General features: G+C 43.8%; 25 protein-coding genes, 2 tRNA genes and 1 other RNA gene. 11 read left to right on the top strand and 17 right to left on the bottom strand.

The window, feature by feature from the left end; genetic code table 11:
• Positions 1–69: 69 nt before the first annotated feature.
• Positions 70–513, top strand: a complete 444-nt coding sequence (locus IV55_RS03375; RefSeq protein WP_057809371.1) for a universal stress protein — start codon at positions 70–72, stop codon at positions 511–513.
• Between the two features lie 206 nt (positions 514–719).
• Entirely contained in the window at positions 720–1,442 is a 723-nt protein-coding gene (locus tag IV55_RS03370; protein ID WP_057809369.1) for a DUF1361 domain-containing protein, read from the top strand.
• A gap of 137 nt (positions 1,443–1,579) precedes the next feature.
• On the opposite strand, the gene IV55_RS03365 is transcribed toward IV55_RS03370, so the two are convergent.
• Entirely contained in the window at positions 1,580–1,945 is a 366-nt protein-coding gene (locus tag IV55_RS03365; protein WP_057809367.1) for a MerR family transcriptional regulator, read from the bottom strand.
• Between the two features lie 81 nt (positions 1,946–2,026).
• Between IV55_RS03365 and IV55_RS03360 the strand changes: the two genes are divergently transcribed.
• A complete protein-coding gene (locus IV55_RS03360) occupies positions 2,027–2,773 on the top strand; it encodes an SDR family NAD(P)-dependent oxidoreductase (protein WP_057809365.1) in 747 nt (248 codons plus the stop codon).
• Between the two features lie 75 nt (positions 2,774–2,848).
• Positions 2,849–3,181 (top strand): nuclear transport factor 2 family protein, encoded by a 333-nt coding sequence (locus IV55_RS03355; RefSeq protein WP_057809363.1) that lies wholly within the window; start codon positions 2,849–2,851, stop codon positions 3,179–3,181.
• Between the two features lie 237 nt (positions 3,182–3,418).
• Here IV55_RS03355 and IV55_RS03350 read toward each other — a convergent pair whose 3' ends face one another.
• The 4 genes from IV55_RS03350 to IV55_RS03335 all read right to left on the bottom strand — a co-directional run bounded on the left by IV55_RS03350 (position 3,419) and on the right by IV55_RS03335 (position 5,586).
• Complete coding sequence (locus IV55_RS03350; RefSeq protein WP_057809361.1) at positions 3,419–3,781, bottom strand: rhodanese-like domain-containing protein; 363 nt, start codon at positions 3,779–3,781, stop codon at positions 3,419–3,421.
• A gap of 2 nt (positions 3,782–3,783) precedes the next feature.
• Positions 3,784–4,311, bottom strand: coding sequence for a MarR family winged helix-turn-helix transcriptional regulator (locus IV55_RS03345; RefSeq protein ID WP_057809359.1), 528 nt, complete (start codon positions 4,309–4,311; stop codon positions 3,784–3,786).
• A gap of 1,076 nt (positions 4,312–5,387) precedes the next feature.
• A tRNA-Gln gene (locus tag IV55_RS03340) sits at positions 5,388–5,460 on the bottom strand.
• Positions 5,461–5,513: 53 nt separating this feature from the next.
• Positions 5,514–5,586 (bottom strand) — tRNA-Glu (locus tag IV55_RS03335).
• Between the two features lie 138 nt (positions 5,587–5,724).
• Here IV55_RS03335 and IV55_RS03330 point away from each other — a divergent pair.
• A complete protein-coding gene (locus tag IV55_RS03330; protein ID WP_057809357.1) occupies positions 5,725–6,243 on the top strand; it encodes a dihydrofolate reductase family protein in 519 nt (172 codons plus the stop codon).
• Positions 6,244–6,483: 240 nt separating this feature from the next.
• On the opposite strand, the gene budC is transcribed toward IV55_RS03330, so the two are convergent.
• Both budC and IV55_RS03320 read right to left on the bottom strand, forming a co-directional pair.
• Complete coding sequence (gene budC / locus IV55_RS03325) at positions 6,484–7,248, bottom strand: meso-2,3-butanediol dehydrogenase (RefSeq protein WP_057809355.1); 765 nt, start codon at positions 7,246–7,248, stop codon at positions 6,484–6,486.
• Positions 7,249–7,257: 9 nt separating this feature from the next.
• Positions 7,258–8,385, bottom strand: coding sequence for an NADH-dependent flavin oxidoreductase (locus IV55_RS03320; protein ID WP_057809352.1), 1,128 nt, complete (start codon positions 8,383–8,385; stop codon positions 7,258–7,260).
• Positions 8,386–8,514: 129 nt separating this feature from the next.
• On the opposite strand from IV55_RS03320, the gene IV55_RS03315 reads away from it, so the two are divergent.
• Both IV55_RS03315 and IV55_RS03310 read left to right on the top strand, forming a co-directional pair.
• On the top strand, positions 8,515–9,078 hold the full coding sequence (locus tag IV55_RS03315) for a TetR/AcrR family transcriptional regulator (protein WP_057809350.1): 564 nt from the start codon (positions 8,515–8,517) through the stop codon (positions 9,076–9,078).
• A 116-nt stretch (positions 9,079–9,194) separates the two neighbouring features.
• Positions 9,195–10,007 (top strand): SDR family NAD(P)-dependent oxidoreductase, encoded by an 813-nt coding sequence (locus tag IV55_RS03310; RefSeq protein ID WP_057809348.1) that lies wholly within the window; start codon positions 9,195–9,197, stop codon positions 10,005–10,007.
• Between the two features lie 353 nt (positions 10,008–10,360).
• Here the strand turns inward: IV55_RS03310 and IV55_RS03305 are convergent, their stop codons facing one another.
• The gene (locus IV55_RS03305) at positions 10,361–10,825 is read right to left on the bottom strand and encodes an SRPBCC family protein (RefSeq protein WP_057809346.1); all 465 of its coding nucleotides are present in this window, start codon (positions 10,823–10,825) and stop codon (positions 10,361–10,363) included.
• Positions 10,826–10,965: 140 nt separating this feature from the next.
• Between IV55_RS03305 and IV55_RS03300 the strand changes: the two genes are divergently transcribed.
• Complete coding sequence (locus IV55_RS03300) at positions 10,966–12,972, top strand: cation:proton antiporter (protein ID WP_057809344.1); 2,007 nt, start codon at positions 10,966–10,968, stop codon at positions 12,970–12,972.
• A gap of 96 nt (positions 12,973–13,068) precedes the next feature.
• Here IV55_RS03300 and IV55_RS03295 read toward each other — a convergent pair whose 3' ends face one another.
• The 6 genes from IV55_RS03295 to IV55_RS03270 form a co-directional block, all read right to left on the bottom strand.
• A complete protein-coding gene (locus IV55_RS03295; RefSeq protein WP_057809342.1) occupies positions 13,069–13,419 on the bottom strand; it encodes a helix-turn-helix transcriptional regulator in 351 nt (116 codons plus the stop codon).
• 22 nt (positions 13,420–13,441) lie between these two features.
• A complete protein-coding gene (locus IV55_RS03290) occupies positions 13,442–13,681 on the bottom strand; it encodes a hypothetical protein (protein ID WP_057809340.1) in 240 nt (79 codons plus the stop codon).
• Between the two features lie 151 nt (positions 13,682–13,832).
• On the bottom strand, positions 13,833–14,084 hold the full coding sequence (locus IV55_RS03285; RefSeq protein ID WP_057809338.1) for a CsbD family protein: 252 nt from the start codon (positions 14,082–14,084) through the stop codon (positions 13,833–13,835).
• 197 nt (positions 14,085–14,281) lie between these two features.
• Positions 14,282–15,628 (bottom strand): glucose-6-phosphate isomerase, encoded by a 1,347-nt coding sequence (locus IV55_RS03280; RefSeq protein WP_057809336.1) that lies wholly within the window; start codon positions 15,626–15,628, stop codon positions 14,282–14,284.
• Positions 15,629–15,885: 257 nt separating this feature from the next.
• Positions 15,886–16,779 carry a GRP family sugar transporter gene (locus IV55_RS03275; protein WP_057809334.1) on the bottom strand — a complete coding sequence of 298 codons (894 nt, stop codon included), beginning with the start codon at positions 16,777–16,779 and terminating at the stop codon, positions 15,886–15,888.
• Positions 16,780–16,827: 48 nt separating this feature from the next.
• On the bottom strand, positions 16,828–17,856 hold the full coding sequence (locus IV55_RS03270; protein ID WP_057809332.1) for an ROK family glucokinase: 1,029 nt from the start codon (positions 17,854–17,856) through the stop codon (positions 16,828–16,830).
• A 309-nt stretch (positions 17,857–18,165) separates the two neighbouring features.
• On the opposite strand from IV55_RS03270, the gene ssrA reads away from it, so the two are divergent.
• Together ssrA and IV55_RS03265 are read left to right on the top strand one after the other, a co-directional pair.
• Positions 18,166–18,532: a transfer-messenger RNA gene (gene ssrA, locus IV55_RS10150) on the top strand.
• A 97-nt stretch (positions 18,533–18,629) separates the two neighbouring features.
• Positions 18,630–19,181, top strand: coding sequence for a TMEM175 family protein (locus IV55_RS03265; RefSeq protein ID WP_057809330.1), 552 nt, complete (start codon positions 18,630–18,632; stop codon positions 19,179–19,181).
• A gap of 76 nt (positions 19,182–19,257) precedes the next feature.
• Here IV55_RS03265 and IV55_RS03260 read toward each other — a convergent pair whose 3' ends face one another.
• Both IV55_RS03260 and IV55_RS03255 read right to left on the bottom strand, forming a co-directional pair.
• On the bottom strand, positions 19,258–20,673 hold the full coding sequence (locus IV55_RS03260; protein WP_083483914.1) for an Nramp family divalent metal transporter: 1,416 nt from the start codon (positions 20,671–20,673) through the stop codon (positions 19,258–19,260).
• 554 nt (positions 20,674–21,227) lie between these two features.
• Positions 21,228–21,668, bottom strand: coding sequence for a MarR family winged helix-turn-helix transcriptional regulator (locus IV55_RS03255; protein WP_057809328.1), 441 nt, complete (start codon positions 21,666–21,668; stop codon positions 21,228–21,230).
• Between the two features lie 170 nt (positions 21,669–21,838).
• On the opposite strand from IV55_RS03255, the gene IV55_RS03250 reads away from it, so the two are divergent.
• Positions 21,839–22,363, top strand: a complete 525-nt coding sequence (locus IV55_RS03250) for a DUF5067 domain-containing protein (RefSeq protein WP_057809326.1) — start codon at positions 21,839–21,841, stop codon at positions 22,361–22,363.
• 3 nt (positions 22,364–22,366) lie between these two features.
• Here the strand turns inward: IV55_RS03250 and IV55_RS10510 are convergent, their stop codons facing one another.
• Positions 22,367–22,540, bottom strand: a complete 174-nt coding sequence (locus tag IV55_RS10510) for a hypothetical protein (protein ID WP_169790615.1) — start codon at positions 22,538–22,540, stop codon at positions 22,367–22,369.
• Positions 22,541–22,617: the final 77 nt, after the last annotated feature.

Below are 22,617 nucleotides of genomic sequence, written 5' to 3'. Positions count from 1 at the left end.
TCATGCGTCTTAATTACACGCATGTTATAAATAAGCTAGTAAATCATAATCACATAGGAGGTACTTATCATGTCATTTACACCAAAACACATTCTGGTTCCGACTGATGGTTCTGAAAATGCCAAATTAGCACTAACAACTGCGATTGAAATCGCTAAAACAAGCGGTGCTGACATCGCACTACTGCAGGTGGTTGCGCCGGTTTACACCACCACCGAGCCGTTGATGCAAGATATGCCAAGCCAAATGATGGAACAAGCACGTGGCTACCTTAGTCGCTTGAGCAAAGATGCAACCGCATCAACGGGCTTCGCCAACATTTCAACGCACGTTATTCAAGGCGCCCCTAAGCCAACCATTGCCAAGGAATTTCCACAAGAACATGACATTGATCTCATCGTTATTGGGGCCACCGGGACAAACGCATTTGAACGTGCCCTGCTAGGATCAACAACTGGCTACGTCGTTCGCAGTGCTGCGATTGATGTACTCGTTGTAAAGGAACCTGCTTAATATTAAGGCTTAATCAAAATCGAGAGTGGGACAAAACAACAATGGGTCTATGGACATAATCAGTTATGTCCACAGACCCATTGTTGTTTAGTGCTGTTATCTATGCGATTTTTGACAACCGTCTTATATTGCTATAAAAACGCACGACAGCCGCTGTCAAAAAAGCTACAATAATGTGTACATCATTTTTTGACAGGAGTGTTCTTATGCTAAATATCCTCATTGTGACCTTATCATTCAACCTAATGGCTTACCTATTGCTGCGGTTACGGCCGCGACTCTTTCACACCCAATTATTTAAGCCAATGCTATTGAACATTCGCCTCTCATTAGCACCCCTACTGATCCTAGTGCTCGTTGTTATCGGTGAATTAGTAGTCGCCTACCTAATCGCCTTGGCAAATGTTGTCTGGCTCTCTTACCTAGTGCCTATTTTGGCAGTTATTGGGGTAATCGTTTGGTTACTATTCCTGCCAAATTCTGGCTACCTGGTAACCGAATTGAATTTAACTCATCGTGAAATGGACACCCATGAAGTGCCCATTTGGTACGACATTATCGCCGTTTTATTCCTGGCACTTTCAGGCGTTATTAACATGTGTCTCAACGTGTTGTTATTTCAGTTTGTCATCATTTTAGCAATTGATCCGACGCATCTCAGTAGTCTTAACAACCCTGTTTTCTGGGGCTTCACGATTTTACTTTTCTTCGTCTTAGCCTTCGGTATCTACATGGGTCGTTACATCCGCTTTAACTCATGGGACTTACTACACCCACTTAGCTTTCTCAAAAAATTAGCTGATCATTTCTCTGCTAAAGCCAACTTACTTGCCGGATCATTATTTACTCTTCTGTATGGCGGCTTCTTTGCCCTTTTCTATCAATTCGCGTTTCTACCGCCACTGCTCACTTTTATGACCAAAAAATAGCGACACAAATGGGTCTGGGACATAACTAACTATGTCCCAGACCCATTGTTATTTTCTAAGTTTCAATAGCGAAAACGTGCGCCAAAAGTCACGTCGCTGTGCAGACTACTTACCGAGTTTTGTCCCACTCTCGATTTTTAAACATATTTAGTCAGATCATCTTGATAATGCGCTAGTTTATGATCGATTTGCCAAAGCTGCTCCTTTTGCGCAGCCATCCTTTCGACAACTCGCTCCCGCTGAGCTTGCAGTAAGTCAATCCGAGCGTTCAATGTTGCTGGTCCCTGTTGGATCAACTCATAATAGTCAGCTAGTGCTTTTACAGACATACCCGTTTGCCGCAAGTACCCGACTAATGATAGCCAATGGATCGTTTCGTCGTCATACAAGCGATGTTGATTCGCATCTCTTGCCGAGGGCTTAACAACGCCCTTTCGCTCATAAAAACGAATCGTTCTGACAGACAGACCAGTCATTGCAGCAACTTCACCAATTTGCATCATTTTTTCGATAATTTGCTTGACCTCCAGTTACGTCAGGGGAATACGATCAGTTTATCACAGTTACTAGAGAGGATTTTAAGTATGGCTCAAAAATTTACATTAATCACTGGTGCCGACCGTGGCATGGGTTTTGAACTTGCACGTCAGTTAGGACTAGCCGGTCAACATATCTTAGTCGGTGCGCGGCAACAAGCACTTGGTGAACAAGCAGTAACACAACTGACAAAGCTTGGCATCACCGCGACATTAATCTTGCTTGACGTCACCGACGAAGCCAGTATCAAAGCGGCAGCTACCACTGTCGCAGCCCAGTTTGGCCACCTTGATATTCTCATTAACAATGCTGGTGTTGCGCTCGACGGCGCTCATAAAGCGTCTGAATTACCACTAACGATCATCCGTCAAGATTTCGACGTTAACTTCTTCGGCTTAATTGCCGTCACACAGACGTTCCTGCCATTATTAAAACAAGCACCGAGTGCCAAAATTATTAATATTTCAAGTGCGGTCGGCTCCCTCACATTGGCATCGGATCCCACAACCAGCATTTACCAGCATAGCGCCATGGGCTATCAAGCTTCTAAAGCTGCTGTCAACATGTTTACGATCGATTTGGCCAATGAATTATCAACTTCATCCGTCACCGTGAACGCAGTCAATCCTGGCTGGGTTGACACGACCTTTGGCGGCGGTGGCGGTAATAAAACGGTTGCTGAGGGTGTTGAACGTACCGTTGACCTAGCGCTAGCATCGACAAACACCATCAACGGAATCTTTGCTGACAGTGACGGCACTTATTCAAATTCCGATGGTATCGTTCCGTGGTAGCAATATGTTTTCCAGCTACTGTTCCTGCGCTATAATGACGGTGTTCATTAATCTATGGTAAAGGGAGTTTCGCTTATGGAAACACTGCCACTTGTGTTACAACAATTCATTACCACCACAAACGCCGCCGACAGTGACGGCTTTATCGCATTGTTCACCGACGACGGCTCGATCAATGATTGGGGCAACGTATACGAAGGTCGCGACCGTGTTGCTCGTTGGAACCAAACGGACAACATTGGCAAACAATCGCAGTTCAAGCTCGTCGATGGTAAACAAACTGCGCCTGCTCAATGGTGCCTGCAAATTCACGTTGCTGGTAATGGTTTTAACGGTACCAGCCCCTTTGAATTTACCTTGACGCCTGATCAACAACACATCTTAACCATGGTTATCGTTCCAGATTAAGCAAAGAAATTAATAAAGAGTTTGGGACACAAGTCATCTTGTCCCAAACTCATTTTTTGATTTACGAACTTAAATAGCAAAAACGTGGGACAAAAGTCAAGTCGCTGTGCAGACTACGAACTACCTACCGGGTTGAAGCCCAACCCGTACGGTCGTTCTAGGTCTTGCTCACGACTTCCCGACTTTTATCCCACTCGCTTTTTATGAACACAGTTTAAAAATTACTGGCGTTACCGATTAAATTGTTTCAATCGGTAGGTGCATGCCCTTCCAGCCTTCTAATGCACTCGCTAATTCATAGGCATCAAACCCAGCTGATAACAACGTCAACAACGCTGCCTTACCTAAGGTTGTCCCAGCAGTCCAGTCATAGACCACATAAGTTTTACTTTTGTCGAGGTCGTCCAAGTGTGCTGCCAAATCCTTAGCTGGCATTGCTACAGCACCCTTGATCTGGTCTTGCTTGACTTGTGCAGGGGCATTTCGTACGTCTAAAACTACATACTGTGAAGTTTCCTTATCCATATCAGCTAACACCGCTGTATGGTCAATGTATAAGCTCAGGTATGTTTGTAATAGTTCAATTTTCTTGTCATTCATAATTAATTTCCCTCATTTTCTTGATTTAGTTGTTGGGTACCCTGTTTGATTTTTTCTAGTAAACCCGTTAATGCTTGCTGATCAGGTTTAGAAAAATGTGCAAAGATCGTGTCGACTGCCTGAAAGTTACTGGGTAAAAAGTTCGTTAAAACAGCCTGACCGCTTGCCGTTAGTTCGATGAGAACGACCCGTTTGTCGACCGAATCATGTCCCTTTTGAATAAATCCACTGCGTTCCATGCCTGTTAGCAATTTACTAACAGTCGCCCGCGTTGCACCGAGTTTTTCGGCTAGCTCCGACGGCTGCAAGCGATGCCTATCAGCGCGTTCCAGAAACATCAATAAGATAAACTTCGATTCTGACAGATGATGTTGATCCAATACGCGATCGTAAGCCTTTTGCATTTCACGATACGTCCACTGCACGTTTAGGAAGAGTGTTGTCAACTCAGAGTCTGAACTACTCGCAGCCGTGGCCAGCGTCGCTTTAATTCGTTCATCGTTAGGTCGATCAGAAAATGAAAAGTCCATTTTAGTAGCGCTCCTCTCAATGTAATTAGCCGGCTAATTACATTGAATATACCATCATTTTAGATAAAGTCAACTGTTCGTGCTCTCGGTACGATCCGCTATTTTGAAAGTCGCTTTACTGGTGTGATAACAAGCCGTTCGTTAAAATTAATTTACGGACATTCAGCCAGTTCATTACTTGCTGTCGTCCTAGCTGGTAAGTGTTATCCGTTCTCGTTCTCACCATATTCCAGTAAAAGGGGTGAGAACAGATGACACTAAGCATAAGGAGTTTAGGTCGGTGATACAGTTCGCTGTATCTATTTGCTTGATGGCTAGAGCATTCAAATTCTTTGCTCAAGGCTATCAGGCAATAAAAAAAGCTAACCGCAAGCGCGATTAGCTAAAGGTCTAACACTTATTCCAGCGGGTAGTGAGTGTTTACGGCGCTCGCTACCTTTCCATAGACATATTATATCAGGTTTTGTCTGTTAGGCAATAACTTAGATTTGGGGATGCGCTCACTCGAGTGCATCCCTTTTTACTACTTTCTACTACACCTTTTTTAACGGACAAACTGAACAAATCGGACACCATAAAGAACTGCCTAAATTACTTAGAAAGAAACGGGCTTACTGATAGGACTAGCTTTACATGTTTTAGGATTTAACTCAGAAAATAAAAAAAGCGCCCTCCGAAGAAGACGACCCGCTACCAAAACTCTGACACCGCTTAGTGTACTAGTAATATGATCAAAATAAAAGACGTGCCACAGAATGTAGCAACGCCTGACCCAACCACCCGCCGGTGATGTGTGTTTTTATGTGATTAAGGTATACCAATCTAAAATAGTTGGTTCATGGTGCCACTAGATTGCTGTACGCGCTGTGTAGCAAGCAACTAGCAGTACTTTATTTTTACCAAAGTAGCTAAATAAGTGCTTTGGTATGGTAAAAACAGTCTATTTTCCGTCTTCGTGGTGCCACTGTGGTGCCATTTAGTTCCAACTCATTCCCATGTATTTAAACAAAAAAATTGCCTCAATGCTGATATAACAGCGTTGAGACAATCTTATGAAACCTGATGAAACTCATCAATTGGGTATACTGGATTCGAACCAGTACATTACGGATTCAGAGTCCGCTGCCTTACCAATTTGGCTAATACCCAATAATTACTTTAAAGTCGTAAATCTGCTAAGCAAGCGCCTGGGTGACTTTAAATCGCCCCACCGGGGTTCGAACCCGGAATTCCGCCTTGAGAGGGCGACGTCTTAACCAATTTGACCATGGGGCAAATTTACTTAGTTAAGTATACGGTAGTTAGCAAAGATGTCAACGGGGTTACCATGAAAAAAACAGGAAAATCGGATTATTTTGTGATTATGGATAGGTTCGTTACACTACCGTTATACACATTAAGGAAGGTGTCCAAATGCGTGAAGTAATTGCCTACTTAGGTAGTAGCTTAGATGGCTTTATCGCCACGTCAGACGAAAGCGTGGATTGGTTGGAAAATACGCCAACAATTGGCGATGGCGGCTTTCAACAATTTTATGATACTGTCGATACGGTGATTATGGGTGCAACGACTTACCGCTGGATCAAACAGCATATGCCCGATTATCCATATTCAGGCAAAGAAAACTTTGTCATTAGTCACACAACGCAACCGTCCTCTGCACGAGTGACCTTTACAGACGACTTTTCAACGTTACTTTCAGAACTTAAAACACAACCTGGTAAAAACATTTGGATTGTCGGTGGCGGTCAGCTCGTCAGACAATTACTGGAGAACCGCCTGTTGACACAATTACGGATTACGTTTGCGCCAACAATCCTTGGTGCAGGGATTCCTCTTTTCCCAAACGGAATTTCCACACATCAATTAACTTTGCTAGACACAGAGCAGTTTGGGCAACTAATTGAATTGCGCTATCGCGTCGACGATTAACCAACTAGTAGTGGTACATAAGTCAGGAAGCCTGCACAGCAACGTGATGCTTGGACTACGTTTTCACTAATTAAGCTCGTAAATCACAAAGGGTCTGGGACATAACTAATTATGTCCACAGGCCCATTGTTGTTTTCTAATTTTAAATAGCGAAAACGTGTGACAAAAGTCAATTCACCGTGCAGACTACTCCCCGACTTTTGTCTCACTCTCTTTATTTATACATAACATTAACGACATTTAAATATGTGGCTGCCCTGTCGAAGCCGTCGTCCCACCATCCACTGGCAAAATAGCGCCGGTAATATAACGGGCATCCGACGAGGCTAGAAATAGAACGGCCGGGGCGACATCAGCTGGTGTACCTGGTCTATCCAACGCAATCCGATTCACAAACGGCGCTAATTTATCATCAGTAATACCTGCACTCATTGGGGTACGAGTGAACCCTGGTGCGACCGCATTGACGCGAATGTTGTCTTGCCCCCAGTCCAAAGCAATTGAACGGACAAATCCATTCACTGCATGTTTACTTGCATTATAGGCAGCTTGGCCCCAATCGCCATATAGTCCAGAAACTGATGAAATTGCAATTAAAGTACCGGCTGTCTTTTTTAGGTCTGAATAAGTGGCTTTGGCCAGGTAGAAAAAGCCATCAATATTTGTGTGCACGGTCGTTTGCCAAGCGGCAACTGACGTATCTTGTACACTCCCACCTGTGAAGTACGCCGCATCACTGACAACAACATCTAGTTGTCCAAAACGTGCCACCACGGTAGCAACCATCTTATCAATTTCAGCTGGATCACTAATATCAGCGGTCATGGCCATCGCCTGTTCAGCTGGATAGTCAGCCAATGTTTCTTGCAATGCAGATAAGTGCCGGCCAACAATCGTTACTTTCGCCCCATTGTCTAAAAATCCTTGCGCAATCGCCCGACCAATGCCACTACCACCACCGGTAATCAATACGACCTTATCTTTCAAATCATACTTATTCGTCATCTATATCTCCTATTTATTCGTAAAAGGAATCCCCTTCTTACCTGACACTATCCGAATCATGTCTAAAAATGTGGGTGCGATATTTAAATCGGCCAGTTCTGACCGTGAAAATGCATAACGGATCGTGTCTTCATCACCAGAACGCACCTTTTCAACCCAACGTGGTTCATACAAAACTTCGTGTCCTAAAGCAACTAGGTCATAATCTGCCGCTGCCCGGTTAACGTCAGCTGGTTTAGCTAAATTTCCCACTACAATCATCGGCATTTTCCCAGCCAAATGGGTTTTAATTTCATCATTAATAATGGCGGTCGACGTCTTATCACGATAAGATGTTCGCCACACGTCGCTTTGCGATACATGTAAATAATCCAAAGGCGTTTCTTTCAGTTGATCAACTAACGCTAACGTGTCATCCATGGTGATACCTGGTTCCTCAATCTCCTCGGGTGACAACCGGTAGCCAAGTAAAAACGGCCGCGTCGCATATTGCTCAATGACACTTTGGGCCACCTTGATGACCGCTAACGGGAAACGCATCCGTGCGTTAACATCCCCGCCCCATTCGTCTTCTCGACGATTAGAGTGTGGTGAAAAGAACTGCTGAATTAAATACGTATTCGCCCCATGCAATTCCACACCATCAAAACCAGCCTCAATGGCTCGCCGTGTTGCCTCACCAAAGTCTGTAATGGTCTGCAGGATTTCTTCATTTGTTAAGGCGCGTGGTGTCTCATAACCAGGTCGTGGTGCAGCGACAGCACTAGCACTAACTGGCTGTTGCCCACGCAAAATGGCACTATTTGTCATTCGTCCGGCACTAAATATTTGTAAGATTGCCTTAGCGCCACCAGCCTTAATTGTTGCGGCAAGCCGCCGTAAGCCAGGAATAAATCGATCATCGGCAACGCTCAACTCACCTTCAAACCCTTTGCCGACCGCATTGACGTTGGCCACTGCAGTAATGAACAATCCTGCACCATTTGCTCGTTGCGCATAGTAGGCCAGCTCATCGCTAGTCACAGTCCCATCTTCAAAGGCCATTCGCTCTGTCATTGGTGGAATCACCACCCGATTTCGCAACGTGACATTCTTTTTAGTAAACGTAAATGGTTCTAAAAACTGATATTCAGTCATCATTCCACCCTCTGTTTAATTAGTGACTCATTGTGCTCACCTATACTATAGTGAGTTGACATCAAAAAAGTAAGTAGGTACTTTCCGGTACGTATACGAAATAATAAATTTAAACGAGGTTGCTAACCCATGTCCTTAACAAGAAAGCAGCAACGCACGCAGCTTGATATCCTGACTGCCTTAAAAATATTATTGCAAACTCACCCGTTTGATCAAATCACCATCGCCATGATTTGCGAGCAAGCATTAATTCACCATAGTACTTTTTACCGATACTTCACTGATAAATATGCGTTATTGCAAGCATTTATCGCAGATGCATTTTCCTATAGTGAAAGTGATTTATCACCAGCAACCGATTTTGTAACACTAATTAGTGACAGACTGCTCGCCAATTGGACCGTTTTCGAAAACTTAACGCGCTACAACCATGCGCATGATATTTATTACGATCTCATTCAACTATTCAGTCGTTTGTTCAGCCAAGCGGCGGTCGCTAATCCAAATAGTCAAGAACCTATCATCAAACTCATTTTACAATCACCGCATCCCGATTATGCGACGTATGGTCTGGCCGGCAGCATCGTGGGTACATTTATTAAATGGAATGATGATCCCAAGCCCATTTCTGAAGGTGATTTGAAACAACTATTAAAAGATGTGCTGGCAGATTATCAACAGCAACTCCAGTAAAATCGGCAACTTTCAAAAAAGATGCGCATTTTAGAACAAACGGCGGTTTTGCGCGCTCGTTTGTAAACAATAACTGTCGTAAACTATCTCCACATACTTACAACAGGAGATTTTTTATGACAATGAAAACAATGTTAGTGACCGGTGTCTCATCAGGAGTTGGTCTCGTGACTGCAACCAAGCTTGCCGAACAAGGCCATCAGGTCATCGGCCTCGCCCGCCATGCGACAACACAAGCAACACTCACACAGCTAGGCGTCGAATTATACGACGTGGATTTAGCTAACAATCAAGCAATTAAAGCAACCATGGCAACAATCTTATCCAAACATGATCACATTGATGCATTATTGAACATTGCTGGTTTTGCAGCAAACGGTCCTTTGGAACTTGTTACGGACGAACAGGCAAAGGCTCAGCTCGAGGTAAACGTCCTCGGCGTTATGCGTCTGATTCGCGCTGTTTTACCAACAATGCGAAACCAGCAAAGTGGCACAATCGTCAACGTATCCTCCGTTATGGGACAGGCATATCAGCCAATGTTGGGCTGGTATGCTGCCACGAAGCATGCACTAGAAGTGCTAACTGATACCCTTCGTGTTGAGGTCGCCCCATTTGGAATCAAGGTGACTTTGGTCGAACCCAATGGCATTGCAACACCGATGAGCTCCGGTGAGGCTCACTTTCAGAAGCAATTTGCTAATTCTGCGTATGAAAATTTAGCGCAAAAGATGGATGCTTTATTTAAAACCGGCGGCACAAAATCAGTCAGCGCAGAAAGCGTAGCCGACTTAATCATCAAATCCGCACTCATTAAGCATCCACGGCCACGTTACGCCATTGGTTACTTAGCCAAAACGATGATGGGTATGGCACGTTTTTTACCCTCAAGTTGGTATGACAAGGGTTTGCAACGGCTCCTAAAGTAATCACTGCAATGTTCTCCACCATCAAGCCATTAGCGAGCTCGTTTCACTCGTCGTCGGGCAGATGTAGCCTTACCGCTCAGGCTTTGCGCAATTCTTGCGCAGCCACCGCTCTCGGCACGACATCTGCCCTCTATCGCTAATGACTTGACGGTGGAGAAGTACCTTTGCCCGCTTTGCAGGCAAAGGTACAAACCCAGTAACCGCTTAAGTAAACTCACCGCCGTAATTGCGACAATATCCGTTCACTTCGTGTAAGTTGAAAGCTCAAAAAAAACGCTACGGTTGTCTGTGCACGTAGACAACTGTAGCGTTTTTTTGAGCTTTTATTTGGCGGTTAACGAGAGAGTGCGAAACTATAACTGATCACCATAGCGTTTAAGTGCGCGCATCACCCGCTTGTTTTCAGCAGTGAACGCTGCATTTACAAACGGCGTCAGCAATAATGCCAATCCTTTGGCGTCTATATACATGGTCAAATCACGTGTTACGCACGTGCCACCCGCGTTCTTTTCAAAATGATATAAAATGGCAACGTCAACTTGAACAACAAGCCCCATCCGTTTGATACTCATACTATGCTTAAAACCCAGCAAAGTCGGCGCCTCATATCTGTATACGACACCGGGACGCTGACCTTGCGCGCCGTAATCTAAATATGTTGTCCCTGCTTGAACTGGGTACGGACTCACCTCAACCGTTTCTGTAAAGGCACTTGATTTTGGCAACCATCGTTGATAATTAGGCATATCGGCAACTGCATCAAAAAGTGGTTCAGGCTGCGCGCTTGTCTCAATTTCGAAGTGCATTTGTTTTTGCATTTTTATTAACCCCGTCTTTTATTGCCCACATTATAAGCTTCTTCTACTGTAAAAGTGCCTACTGTATAAAAATAAGTGATTTTCCACTACAATAAGAGCATCAAGTTATTTAAATTTAGGCATAATTGAGGGCTTGCGCAATGACCAGCACTTTTTTTATTCTCATTATTTTACTTGCTGTCGTGGCCGCCGTAATTGGCCATAACCACCTCAGCATTATTCCTTTACCGCTTTACTTCATTTTTGTCGGTATTGTTATTTCCTTGTTTCCGCTGTACCACAATTTTACATTTAACCCTGAATTATTCTTATTCTTCGTGGTTACACCATTACTTTATAACGAGGCACAGTCAGCTTCACGCTATTGGATTGGACGAGGTGCCATCAACATCGCATCACTTTCGATTGCCTTAGTGATTGCGACTGTCGTTATTGTTGGCGCAGCGTTACATCTACTGTTTCCAGTTTTACCCTTGGCACTCGCATTCGCCTTGTGTGCGATCGTAACACCGACAGACGCTTCCGCCGTCAGTGCTTTTGCAAAACCAAATCCCAATTTTCAAATTCCCTTCACGATTCTTCAGAATGAATCACTTTTCAATGATGCTTCTGGGTTCGTGGCATTTGATTTAGCACTATTAGCATTTGCAACTGGTACGTTTTCTGTGAACGGCGCCGTTGGTGTCTTTATACTAGAATTTTTAGGAGGGCTTGTCATTGGTGCCATCATTGGTGCGCTGTTTCATTTTGTTCGCAAACAGCTCATTGCTTTTGGTGACGACCGCCCGTTTGTCATGATCGCTTTAGAATTAATCGTACCCTTTTTAGTCTACTTCACAGCGGAGCATTTAAACTTATCTGGGATCCTAGCTGTTGTCGCGGCTGGATTAGTCCAAGGTGTTGAAAATGATAATCTCCAGTTGATTTCCACTCGCATGCAATTAGTCCGGGCTAACATTTGGGAAATTGTTGAAGAGGCGTTGACCGGGTTCATCTTTATTCTTCTAGGCGTTTCCTTACCAACGATTATCAGTCATATTACCAGTCGGACACCAGGATTGCTGTTACAGCTGATTTTGCTTGGCTTCGTTCTATATGGTTTAAAACTTGTCATTCGCCTGCTATGGACGCGCTACCTTGTATGGATGCATGTCCAAAGTAAGCATCGTTGGACCGACAGCTGGCTCATGGCCGTGAGTGGTGCCAGCGGAACTATTTCACTTTCGTTGGCTTTCCTGCTACCAACAATTACGAATCATAATGCCACAATTGATCGAAATGCCTTAATCTTTGTTGTCAGCATTGTGATCTTGCTTAGTTTGACTGTAGCGGCCATCACAGTTCCAAAAATCACGCAGCTACCTGCCGCAACAGTCGAAGAAAAGCCTTTGGCACAGTGGACTCGTGAAATGATTATGACCGCCATGAACCATATCCGCAATAACACAGATCACCCAGCTGAAGCACAAATCGTCGTCGATGCGTTAAGTCAACAATTACATCAAACGAACCGATCCAACCATCGTGAGCGTCGCAAATTATACGAGCTTGCCTATGCCGCCGAGCATGCGGCCATTACCGAAATGCACACCCATGGTGAAATTACTGCAGATGAATTTAAGTACTACAAAGAATTCTTAGACTTGAGTTTGCTGACTGTGGATAATAATTTAGTTCAAAATTTACTCTTACGCATTCGTTTCGGAATTCACACAGGACGTTTGTACCAAGATTTACAAACTGGTCAGGACATGTTCTTCACCACGCCACTTATTGCAGAACAATACTATTGGCAAAAGCAGTTTGCAGCCCATCACGAAGACATCCGCCCTATTGAAGAAGTCGGTTTTCAGGCAGCTTTAGCAGCATTAAAAGGCTACCGCCATGAAAAAGGCAGTGGTATTACGGTTGAATTGCACGCTGTTCAACGCTTTTACCGTGAGCGTCATCGCCGAATTAACATGCCATCACCAGACGAACAAGTCGTTTACCAACTGTTTCTGGCTGCTTTTCATGCAGAGTATGAGTTCTTCCAGGCTGCGATTAACCGTGGTGACATCACTATCGACATGGCAGAAGCCCTTCAGCAACATATTGTTTTCGATGAAATGGCCTACATTCAAAATAATGGGACTTTCATTAATTAAACGATGTACGAATCAAAAATAATGGGACAGTAATCAAGCTAGACTCGTGGCTTGATTGCTGTCCCATTATTTAATATTGTCACAATTACGTTAGTTCTAGTGATTTAAAACCCGAATGAAATATGGCACCAGCCAACTTAAGTAGCCACCAATTGCCAGAATGATCCACCAATAGCTGCCCAAAAATTGCCACCCGTTCATATGCGTTACCGTTGGTTTATCACCAATCGTTATCTGCTGACGCAACGTTACATCTTCCTGCAACAAGGTGCTCAATTCTATCCCCGCCAACTCACACACAGTTAATAATTGATCAATAGTGGGAAACTGTGCACCCCGTTCCCAGGCCGTGACCGTATGGCTTGCTACGCCAACCTCTTCTGCTAAATCCTTAACAGTCCAGTCCTGATCTTTTCGTAAATCTTGAAGTAGCGTGATAAAAGTCATTTTGCACCCCCCTTTCTAAAAATTAGCTCTGCGTCATATACGTATAGCTCCCATCATCGTTCAATCGAAACGTAAATTCATGATCACGCGTATCCGAACAACGCCAACGGGACAATTCATAATGAAGCGACTGCGTGTGGTGTAATTTATACACTACTGCCTTAAGTGTCTTAGTCACATCATTATCTGCCTGTTTCAAAGCACCACGGAGTACCTGGTGTAGGTCTGTAATAAATTCTGTTGCGTTAGTAATCATTGTCATAAACCGCCTTCTTTTATAATGAACAGCTTCTTTACTTAATTTAAAAATAATTGTTACCATTAGTCAAAACAGATGCCTGAAAAGCGTTGATCCCCAAATAAGCCCGTTGTTTCCGTTTGACAAACGGTAACAACGGGTTTATTTGGGGATCTTAACGATCTAGTTTTTCAGTCGCTTTATCACTAAATTCACTGGTTTTCTTAGCAGCCTTTTCTTTTACTGATGCTATCTTTTCAGCTGCTCTATCCTTTGTTGCGGCAATTTTATCCTTCGCCTTGCCAGCCAATTCTTGTTCTTTACCCTTGGCTTCCATTTCAGAATCACCGGAAAAGCCACCGGCAGCAGCTTTCATCTTACCCAACATTTCTTCTTTTTGTGCATCGAAACGATCTTTAACAGCCATGTTTATATCCTCCTAGAACTTGATTCACGAATGACTTACCATTTGAATCAAGTGTAACGAGAAGCCTGATGACCGTCGAAAAATCTGCTTTTAACCAAAAAACGTGTTTGAGACATAAGCCCCAAACACGCTTTTTGATTTACGAGCTTAAATAGTGAACACGTGGTCCAAAGTTCAAGTCGCTGTAATTATTTTTATTACACACGCTTTTGAATTTCTTTAGTTTGTTCTTCAAATCCAGGCTTGCCAAGCAGGGCAAACATGTTGACTTTATAAGCTTCTACCCCTGGTTGATTGAATGGGTTAATCCCGTTCAGGTATCCAGAAATACCAACTGCTACTTCAAAGAAGTAGATTAAATAGCCAAGTGAATAAGCAGTTTGATCAGGAATATGAACAGCCATGACAGGCACATCCCCATCCGTGTGTGCTAAGGTAACGGCACGGAAGGCTTGTGTATTCACGTAGTCCATCGTCTTGCCTTCAAGATAGCCAAGCTGGTCTAAATCATTTTCTTCTTCTGGAATATCGATATCGTAGTTAGGTTTATCAACCTTAACGACAGTTTCCATCAAGTTCCGACGGCCTTCTTGGATGTATTGACCTAATGAGTGTAAGTCAGTTGAGAAGTTCGCACTTGAAGGGTAAATGCCCTTTTGATCTTTCCCTTCTGATTCACCCATCAATTGTTTCCACCATTCAGCGAAAAAGGCCATGGTTGGTTCGTAGTTTTCCAATAATTCAGTCGTCTTACCCTTACGGTACAAAATGTTCCGTAAAGCAGCATAACGGTAAGCATCGTTTTCAGATAATTTATCAGATGTGTAGTCAGCAGCTGCATCAGCAGCACCCTTCATCAGCTGATCAATATCTTCACCAGCGGCGGCGATTGGTAACAGACCAACAGCACTTAGTACAGAGAAACGACCACCAATACCATCAGGCACAACAAATTCTTCATACCCTTCAGCATCTGCCTCTGTCTTCAGCGCACCACGCGCACGATCAGTCGTGGCATAGATGCGTTCTTTAGCACCTGCTTCGCCATACTTAGCAACTAACTTATCCTTAAAGATTCTAAAGGCAATGGATGGTTCCGTCGTTGTTCCTGATTTAGAAATGACGTTTACAGAGAAGTCACGGTCGCCAATCACGTGAATCAAATCATGCACGTAAGATGATGAAATGGAGTTCCCAGCAAACAATGCTAGTGCACCCTTACGTTCACTAGCAGGTAGCGCTGTATAAAAAGCTTCATTTAAGAAATCAATGGCTGCTCGAGCGCCTAAGTATGAGCCGCCGATACCGATGACAACCAATACTTCAGAATCGCTTTGGATTTTCTTTGCAGCTGCCTTAATGCGGCTAAATTCGTCTTTATCGTAGTTAGATGGTAAATCAAGCCAGTCCCGAAATTCTGCACCCGCACCTGTACCATTACGTAATTCAGAATCTGCAGCAGTTACCATTGCCTGCATTTCGCCCAGTTCATTGTCCTGTACAAATTTTGATAAGTTGGAACTGTCAAAAGAAATATATGCCATGCTTGTCCTACCTCTTTCTTTATTATGATTACGGTTTCAAGTATACACTAAAACGTGACTCTACGGGCAATGAAAGCCGTCTCACAGGATTGGTATATACCAAAAGAAACGTGTAAAAAACAGCTGCCAACCAGTCTGACGCCACCTAGACCAATTAAAGTTTTTTTGGTCTAGGTACCGCTAATTGTCCTGATCGGGTGAACAAACTAAAAAGTCATCGTGCAAAATTAATTCTGCACGATGACTTTTTAGTTTTTCTACATGGTTCCTAATAGGATTCCGCCGACAATAATCAAGGCTGAGCCAATAATGATGTTAACCATTTCCCAGTGTGTTTTGCGTTCACCGAGTAGCCAGATGGAGCCAAAGGTCGAGATGATGATACCCATCTGTGCCATCGAAAAGGCAACTGCTAATCCAACTTTGACCGTTGCTAAGAACATGAAGAGGTTCCCAGTTCCCCAGAACAACCCGGTAATGATGTTCTTCCAGGTAGGCATTTGCCACATGTCCTTTTGTGCGCCAATAATAAAGACAAAGACCAATGCACCGGCAAACATTCCGATTGATTGTGGTAAAACAACTGCATGTGTGAAGTTCGTTGGATCACCAACATGACCCCATTTTTCAAAGGCTTTGATAACGATCGTATAAGCCACGTAACCAACCGTCGAATAGGTCATCGCACGTGCACCAGCGGCCATATCCTCGTGTTGATCAGTTTGTGTCGCTGTCTTTTTATCGCGCCGTGACGTTAATGTAGCACCAATGATTAAAGCAACCACCGCTACCGTACCCATCGTGTACTGACGTCCTGTCGTCCATTCCTGGAATAACAGCACACCGGCTAATGCATTACCGGCTAGTTGTAACCCGGTTGATAATGGAATTGTTTTTGAAACACCAATGGCTTTCATCGACGTAAACTGACCGCCTTGGCCTAAAACCCACAGCATCCCTGAAACAATCCCTGCTAACCAAACTTTACCGTCTAATGTTGGCTGGTAGATAAACCATGCGATAATGCCGAAGACTACAGCACCCATGGTCATCCCCAATGTTTGTTGTGCCGCCGATCCCCCCAGTCGCCCTGAGACGAGTCCAATACTCCCCCAGGCAATGACGGGAACTAATGCAATAAGAATGCCCATTCTTTCAAACTCTCCAATTCTCTCTGCTTATGCGTGTACTAATTTCAATTATTCAACAACTTGGGCGGCAACGTTTGCTACTTTAGCTGAGTCGCTTAAGTCGGCATCATCAGCAAAACGTAGTGCTAATGAAGATGCGCCGATAACACCGGCATCATTCCCAAGTTTAGCTAATTTAAGGGTCGTTGAATCCCGAACGGTTGCAAAGGCTTCTTCTTGGAAAGTCTTATCAACCAAGTCTAGGAGAAATTGACCTGCGGCAGAAACCCCACCACCGATAACAACGTAACTTGGGTTCAATACATTTGCCATGTTCGCAACAGCTAAGCCAAGGTATTGACCAACCTTATTCGTTACTTCATTGGCCAAAAAGTCACCTTGTTTTGCTAAATCAAAAACGATTTTAGAGGTGATTTCGTCGCCATTATCAACCATCTTCTTTAGCTTGGAGTTGCCAGCATATTCTTCTGCAAAGTCATGTGCCAAATGAACGACACCTGTTGCCGAAGCATATGTTTCTAAACAACCATGCTTACCACAGGTACATAAGTAGCCACCAGGTTGAACGGTCACGTGACCAACTTCACCACCGGCACCATTTACACCATGTTGTAGACGACCGCTAGCGATGATCCCCCCACCAACACCGGTTCCTAAAGTAATGAAGTCAACGTCGGGCTCATTGTTACCAGCACCCTTCCAACGTTCACCTAAGGCTGCTACGTTAGCATCATTGTCTAAGGCAAACTGTAGCTTTGTACCGGCTTCAATTTGTTCTTTGGCAGCTTGTGTGGTCTTCCAGTTCAAGTTGTAAGCGGCAGTTACTGTACCAGCCTTTAAATCAACCGTTCCGGGAGTCCCCATACCAATACCAACAAAATCATCAGCAGACATTTTGTACAAATCCAAATGATGATTGATCGAATGAATGATATCAGGAATGATGTGTGCCCCTTCATCCAAGATATTTGTTGGAACACTCCACTTTTGTTGGACATCCCCATCTAATGTTAAAATCGCAAATTTAATAGTTGTCCCGCCAAGGTCAACCCCAATCAATTTTTTCTTCTTAGCCATGTTATTCTCCTTGTTTTCCAAACTGCATGTGAAAAATGTTTACGTTTTATTCTCTAACAATGAAAGCGTTTTTACAAGCCTTTTTATCGATTTAATCGTTCGTTAGCTTCCCTTTCAAATCAAGTACCTGCTTGAATCCGCGTAGCCTTAGCCTCTATGGACTAGCCCAATTAATTTAATTGTTGTAAAGAAAATTATTTTCACGAACTGGTTTGTGCAACCGCTTGAAGTTTTTTTCCAAAATTACCGTCATGTGTCCACTCATGGACGCTTTTTCATGGACGTGTTATGATAATGAAGCAAGTTTTCGGGGGCGTTCTGGATTCGACAGGTATAGGTCGAGCTTGAACTGCGCTTCGTGGGTTGCGGCCACGTAAAAACGCTACCCAATTTTTATCTGCAAAAGATAACAATTCTTACGCTTTAGCTGCTTAATTGTAGCTTAACGTAGATCCGTCCGTTACGGCCCAGGTAGCGGGGTTCGGGTCTCAAAATCATGGGCTACGCTGCGACTTCCCGCCTGAAGGAAGCAGAAGAGATTAACCAGGCTTAGCTAATCACGGTTGCCTTGTCAAACGGCGTTTTGGTTAGTGAAATTCAAATGGTTTGACTATGAGCGTAGAGGTTCGGGTGGCGATGTGCTTGGACGCGGGTTCGATCCCCGCCGCCTCCATAACCAGAATAACTAAAACTTGCATCAAGAGAGTTTGGGACATATTCAATTATGTTTCAGACTCATTTTTGTATCCGACACACCGACACCGAGGAAAAATATGAAAAAGGAACGCTTTGAGGCATTCACCGATGCTGTGATTGCTATCGTCTTAACCATTTTAGTTTTAGAAATTCACTTACCAGATGATAATCATTCTCTGTCTGCATTAGTCCATATTGCACCACAGTTCATGGCCTACGTTTTCACATTTCTATTCATTTCAATTATGTGGATCAATCATCACTACCTATTCTTAAACGTGACCGAAATCAATAATAATACGTTGTGGCTAAATATCTTCCTGCTATTTTGGACATCACTGCTACCTGCAACGACCGCCTGGATTGGAACAGATATCCATGCACGCATCCCCGCAATTTTATATGCCATAAATATTATCTTGTATAACGTTGCCTTTGGTTTATTGCGAGAAAATGTTACGAAGTTAAATCCTGCTATTGAAGCACGACGCTACCTGGAGTGGATTTCCTTTCTGATCAACTTATTTACGTTGCTCTTAACATATGTCTATCCACCACTTGTCTTTGCCGGAATCACTGTTGACATCATCATTTGGACAATTCCACATTTCATCCGTCAGCATCACTAATTTGCACCAAATTAAAAGGCTTCACCGTCAAAAAACATTGACGGTGAAGCCTTTTTGAATTCAATTTTTTATCGCATCAGCCGGTGAAGACCCCAACGATTAGCCACAGGTTCAGCACAATCAGAATGGCTGTTACCAACCACGCCGTCCATTTGACCCATGGTCGGTTCTTAAACTCGCCCATTAAGTCTTCATTACTAGTAAACATTACCAGTGGTACCATCGCGAATGGCAACGCGATACTTAAGAACACCTGCGAAAACGTCAGTAGGTTTTCAATTTTAGCCTCATTACCATTGTAGATGAAAGCAAAAATCAGAACTGGCGTAATGGACATCATACGTGTTAGCAAACGCTGTGCCCAAAGTGGAATGCGTAAGTGAATAAAGCCTTCCATGATGATTTGTCCAGCCAAAGTACCAGTGATTGTTGAACTTTGCCCAGAAGCCAGTAATGCAATGGCAAACAACATACTAAGCATCGGACTCGCAATTGCACCAACAATCTTAGAGTTACTTAATGCATTAAACAGATCAACGAAGCGCCCCAGGTCACTCTTGGTGCCGTAGAACAGAGCTGCCCCTAAAATCAGTAACAAACAGTTAACGACAAATGCTAAAGTCAATTGAATGTTTGAGTCAGCGACCGTAAACCGAATCGCCTTTTTAACACTGGCAGAATCGTCACGATCCAATGCTCGTGTTTGTGAGATTGATGATCCTAAGTACAGATCATGTGGCATTACTGTTGCCCCAACGATTCCTAATGCAAGGTACAACATGGGTTTATGCGTCAGTAATTGCCCTGGATGTGGTACAAAACCTGCCATAATCTCAGGGACATGTGGCTGCGCCAAGATCACTTCATACATAAAGACGAATAAGATAACAGCCACCAATGTTGCCACAATGGCCTCAATCTTGCGAAAGCCCATCTTCATCAAGACTAACAGTAACAGCACATCAAACGCCGTAATAATTAACCCGACAATCAACGGGAATCCGAATAATAGCTCTAGTGCAATCCCTGACCCAATGATTTCCGCCATATCCGTGGCCATAATCGCTAACTCGGTAATTACCCACAGGAAGATTCCCATTCCCTTAGAGGTCCGTTCCCGAGTCATTTGTGCCAAATCTTTCCCAGTCACAATACCAAGTCTAGCTGACATTGCCTGCAGTAGCATTGCAATCAAGCTAGACAGCAAGATGACACTGATTAACGCGTATTTATACTGCGCCCCACCTGCAATTGATGTAATCCAGTTACCTGGATCCATGTAACCAACTGCAATCAATGCACCAGGTCCGGTGTATGCCAGCAGCGTGCGGAAGTAGCCCGCGTGCTGAGGTACCAAAATTGAGCCATTGACCTCATCTAAACTCTTAGCGTGGTCACCTGTACTGCTCGCAAAACTAGCTTTTGTGCTACCGCCTGCGGTTGCCCCTGCTAGTTCCTTGTCACGTACCTTTTTATCATGCTTCTTGCCCATGTGTGTGCCCCCTTTTCCGTTTTGAGTCCTACGTTTTAAGTAGGTCTACTCCTTCAAAGATGGTCGCTAGCGACGCTTCATCAAAAAACTGGTCAATCCGTTGTGGGGCTTTGACGTGCTTTTTGCTAAGTCGTCGTAACTTACGCCTTACAGCAATTAAATTGTATTTGTAAGCGCTCCGTCCTTGTAGTCGTTAGCTACTTGTTTGAGCCATGTACACTATGTGCCGAAACATCCTAAAATACAAGCCCTAAAGCTCATTTGAAACTGGTTACAATAAAGTTTTTTTGCAAGCCCAACAAAAAAGAGTGTGCACCAAAATTCAGCCGGTCTAAAGTAAGCGCTTGTTGAAATTTATTAGCTATCAAACAACGCCTAAAATCGCCGTAGCGACCGTGCTTTCACGTTATCTAAAGAGAGCAAGTCGGGAAGGCGGCACAGCGGCTTAACTTTTAGCCACGTTTCTACTTTTTAAGCTCGTAAATTAAAAAGTGAGCGTATGGGACAAGATAACTCACGTCCCATACGCTCACACTGATAACTGTACGTTTGATTCATTGATCCTCATCCGCAAACTTAGTGCCAAATTCGCGGATAAACGTTAGCACTTGCTTCGCTTGTGTTTCGCCAAACTCATTAATCCATGCACTGAAGCGATGTGTCACCCGTTCGCTAATCTGTGCCTCGGCCGTCTTTCCACGAGCAGTTAGACTTAACTTTAGTCGGCGACGATCTGCACGATCAGGCGACTGCTTGATTAACTGTTTCGAAAGTAACGACCGAATTTGCCGTGAGACTGCGCTTCTGGTTACGTTTCTGCGACTGGCGATTTCCATTAACGTCAAATCAGCTTCTTGCGACACATCATGTAAAATCAAGTATTGCTCAAAAGAAATATTGTACTCGGCTGCTGGTTTTGAAACAAAGGCATCCAAGTATTTCAAAAAATGAATATAGACATCGATCGACTCATTTAGTAAAGCTTCATTTGCCATCTTTGGGGCCTCCATCACAGGTACTTCAACATAATCGAAAATTCTAACTTCATTATATACATCTTGCCGGCATTACGTTCATGACAACACCTGCGATTTCATAATTGCGTTTGAATGACGGTTGGTGCACGATTATAGTAATAAGTTCACTGGAGGTTTCACTTTTGAAAATGAGACATACTTTGACCGTTGCATTGTTAGTAACGGTCGTCATTCTAACTGGCTGTGGTCAGCAAAACAATTCATCACACCAACACAAGGCAGTTCCTAAGCAAACGCAACCACAATCGGTAACATTCACAAAGCAAACATTAAAAACAACACAAGGCACCATTAAACTTGGCACCCCACGTTTAGTCGCCTCAGCCTTGCCAAATCGGCAACAATTTCTTATCCCATATACATTTCATAATACAAGTAAAAAGCAACTCGTCCCTGATGACACATGGACGAAATACATCTCCGCCACCCAAGCAGGGCAGTCACTGACAACCGGATCACTCTCCATTACAGGTGGCAATAGCGATACTGATAACGATGCAATTAACGATTCAGTATCGCCAGTCGATGCTGGACAAACAAAAACAGTGGGTGCCATGTATAAAGTGAACCCCACTGCTGGACCAGTAACGTTAATCGTTAAAGCTCACCAAAAAATCATCGGTAAACTGCCCCTTCCGTTGCCAGCCAATTAATGCCTATTTACGCCATTGATTAGGGCTCCAAAGCTGCCCTTCCATTGCACCATGAAGACTATCAATTTCATCTTGTTGCGCTTGAATCAGCTCAATAGCAGACTGCATGACGACTTGATTATCACCAGTTGCTAGCTTTTGAAGCTGTTCAATGATCCACTGCTGTTGATCTTCCATCTGTTTACTCCTAACGTGGTTGCATTGTTTACAGCAGTCTAGCACAACTCTTCAATTGCTGTCTTTGATGCTGCTTG

The sequence above is a fragment of the Furfurilactobacillus siliginis genome, assembly GCF_001437435.1.
GTDB lineage: Bacteria > Bacillota > Bacilli > Lactobacillales > Lactobacillaceae > Furfurilactobacillus > Furfurilactobacillus siliginis.
This window is presented reverse-complemented; position numbering and strand designations above follow the sequence as displayed.

What these genes read in the sequence shown, in the direction of transcription:
- IV55_RS03300 (WP_057809344.1), top strand. Translation starts at nt 10,966, where the DNA reads ATGACCAGCACTTTTTTTATTCTCATTATTTTACTTGCTGTCGTGGCC.
- IV55_RS03320 (WP_057809352.1), bottom strand. Translation starts at nt 8,385, where the DNA reads ATGACTGAATATCAGTTTTTAGAACCATTTACGTTTACTAAAAAGAAT.
- IV55_RS03265 (WP_057809330.1), top strand. Translation starts at nt 18,630, where the DNA reads ATGAAAAAGGAACGCTTTGAGGCATTCACCGATGCTGTGATTGCTATC.
- IV55_RS03285 (WP_057809338.1), bottom strand. Translation starts at nt 14,084, where the DNA reads ATGGCTGTTAAAGATCGTTTCGATGCACAAAAAGAAGAAATGTTGGGT.
- IV55_RS03255 (WP_057809328.1), bottom strand. Translation starts at nt 21,668, where the DNA reads ATGGCAAATGAAGCTTTACTAAATGAGTCGATCGATGTCTATATTCAT.
- IV55_RS03295 (WP_057809342.1), bottom strand. Translation starts at nt 13,419, where the DNA reads ATGACTTTTATCACGCTACTTCAAGATTTACGAAAAGATCAGGACTGG.
- IV55_RS10510 (WP_169790615.1), bottom strand. Translation starts at nt 22,540, where the DNA reads ATGGAAGATCAACAGCAGTGGATCATTGAACAGCTTCAAAAGCTAGCA.
- IV55_RS03290 (WP_057809340.1), bottom strand. Translation starts at nt 13,681, where the DNA reads ATGACAATGATTACTAACGCAACAGAATTTATTACAGACCTACACCAG.
- IV55_RS03355 (WP_057809363.1), top strand. Translation starts at nt 2,849, where the DNA reads ATGGAAACACTGCCACTTGTGTTACAACAATTCATTACCACCACAAAC.
- IV55_RS03250 (WP_057809326.1), top strand. Translation starts at nt 21,839, where the DNA reads ATGAGACATACTTTGACCGTTGCATTGTTAGTAACGGTCGTCATTCTA.
- IV55_RS03260 (WP_083483914.1), bottom strand. Translation starts at nt 20,673, where the DNA reads ATGGGCAAGAAGCATGATAAAAAGGTACGTGACAAGGAACTAGCAGGG.
- IV55_RS03370 (WP_057809369.1), top strand. Translation starts at nt 720, where the DNA reads ATGCTAAATATCCTCATTGTGACCTTATCATTCAACCTAATGGCTTAC.
- IV55_RS03345 (WP_057809359.1), bottom strand. Translation starts at nt 4,311, where the DNA reads ATGGACTTTTCATTTTCTGATCGACCTAACGATGAACGAATTAAAGCG.
- budC (WP_057809355.1), bottom strand. Translation starts at nt 7,248, where the DNA reads ATGACGAATAAGTATGATTTGAAAGATAAGGTCGTATTGATTACCGGT.
- IV55_RS03375 (WP_057809371.1), top strand. Translation starts at nt 70, where the DNA reads ATGTCATTTACACCAAAACACATTCTGGTTCCGACTGATGGTTCTGAA.
- IV55_RS03280 (WP_057809336.1), bottom strand. Translation starts at nt 15,628, where the DNA reads ATGGCATATATTTCTTTTGACAGTTCCAACTTATCAAAATTTGTACAG.
- IV55_RS03305 (WP_057809346.1), bottom strand. Translation starts at nt 10,825, where the DNA reads ATGCAAAAACAAATGCACTTCGAAATTGAGACAAGCGCGCAGCCTGAA.
- IV55_RS03365 (WP_057809367.1), bottom strand. Translation starts at nt 1,945, where the DNA reads ATGATGCAAATTGGTGAAGTTGCTGCAATGACTGGTCTGTCTGTCAGA.
- IV55_RS03275 (WP_057809334.1), bottom strand. Translation starts at nt 16,779, where the DNA reads ATGGGCATTCTTATTGCATTAGTTCCCGTCATTGCCTGGGGGAGTATT.
- IV55_RS03315 (WP_057809350.1), top strand. Translation starts at nt 8,515, where the DNA reads ATGTCCTTAACAAGAAAGCAGCAACGCACGCAGCTTGATATCCTGACT.
- IV55_RS03350 (WP_057809361.1), bottom strand. Translation starts at nt 3,781, where the DNA reads ATGAATGACAAGAAAATTGAACTATTACAAACATACCTGAGCTTATAC.
- IV55_RS03330 (WP_057809357.1), top strand. Translation starts at nt 5,725, where the DNA reads ATGCGTGAAGTAATTGCCTACTTAGGTAGTAGCTTAGATGGCTTTATC.
- IV55_RS03270 (WP_057809332.1), bottom strand. Translation starts at nt 17,856, where the DNA reads ATGGCTAAGAAGAAAAAATTGATTGGGGTTGACCTTGGCGGGACAACT.
- IV55_RS03310 (WP_057809348.1), top strand. Translation starts at nt 9,195, where the DNA reads ATGACAATGAAAACAATGTTAGTGACCGGTGTCTCATCAGGAGTTGGT.
- IV55_RS03360 (WP_057809365.1), top strand. Translation starts at nt 2,027, where the DNA reads ATGGCTCAAAAATTTACATTAATCACTGGTGCCGACCGTGGCATGGGT.